This window comes from Microbacterium sp. NPDC059771 (assembly GCF_042732495.1).
Lineage (GTDB): Bacteria > Actinomycetota > Actinomycetes > Actinomycetales > Microbacteriaceae > Microbacterium > Microbacterium sufflavum.
Map to the genome: position 1 here is coordinate 1 of NZ_JBHWHK010000024.1, position 1,018 is coordinate 1,018.

1 protein-coding gene is annotated in these 1,018 nt (G+C 66.6%); it reads right to left on the reverse strand.

Annotation, left to right across the window (positions count from 1 at the left end; genetic code table 11):
• Window positions 1-1,018 (reverse strand): tyrosine-type recombinase/integrase (locus ACFV3I_RS18800; protein WP_378823968.1); only part of this gene is annotated, 1,018 nt, incomplete at both ends.

Here is a 1,018-nt window from a genome sequence, read left to right on the forward strand (position 1 = left end):
GGTGTGGTTGTCGCCTGCTCGTGCTTTGCGCAGCACGGAGCTGGCCTCTTCGATCTGGGCGCGTTCGGAGGCGGGGAGAGATGCCAGGTGTGTGTTCATGCGGTCGATGACGCGCTGGTAGGCGGTGATTTGTGCGGTGAGGGCGGTGGTGACGAACTCGGCGGCGCCCATGGCGAGTGCGGTTTCGCGGTCTGCTCGTAGTTCGTTGATGTGGTGCTCGATAGCGGGCAGGTAGGAGGGGTCGGGGCGGTAGAAGCCGCATCCGGCGCACTGAAAGCGGATGGGGCACGCTTGGCCGCCGGCTTTGACGTTCGACGGCTCGGTGCAGCCGCCGTAGGGGACGGCGACGGAGCGCATCTCGTAGGCCGTGCTCGAGCTGGGGCTGAGGTGGCCGTGTTGGTCGAGGACGTGTGCGCTGAGTTTGGCCACGGCTTCGCTTTTCCGTTTGAGGGAGACGGTGTAGTAGCGCTGGGTCATGGCGATGGATTTGTGGTCCATCAGCTCGCGCAGCACGTCGACGGGGGTGCCGGCGTCTGCGTGGCGCTGGGCGTAGGAGTGGCGGAAGGCGTAGGGGTAGATCAGGGACCGGTCGAAGAGCAGGCGTTGTCCTTGGGAGTCGGTGCCCTCGGCGTGGAGCGGGGGCAGGGCGTCTGCCCAGAGCCTGAGGGCGTCGCTGAGGTAGGTGCTGGAGATGTGGGGGGCGTCGCTCAGGGGGGTGAGGGATGGAAAGAGGTATCGGTCTCCTTTGGCGGGGAGGTGCAGTTGGTCGCGGCGGGCTTGCCAGGTTCGGATGGCGTCGGCGGTGGAGGTTGTGATCGGCAGACGTCGGCGGTGGCGTTTCCTCTTGTGGTTGTCCCAGATCAGGGTGGGCTGGCCGTTGTGGGTTTCCAGACAGTCACGGGCCAGGGAGACGATCTCGAGCGGGCGGCGCCCGGTGTCGCGCAGGACGATGTACATCGTGCGGTACAGCAACTGCCGGGCGTCGGGAGCGATGTCGCGGCAGCCGTAGGTGTTTCCG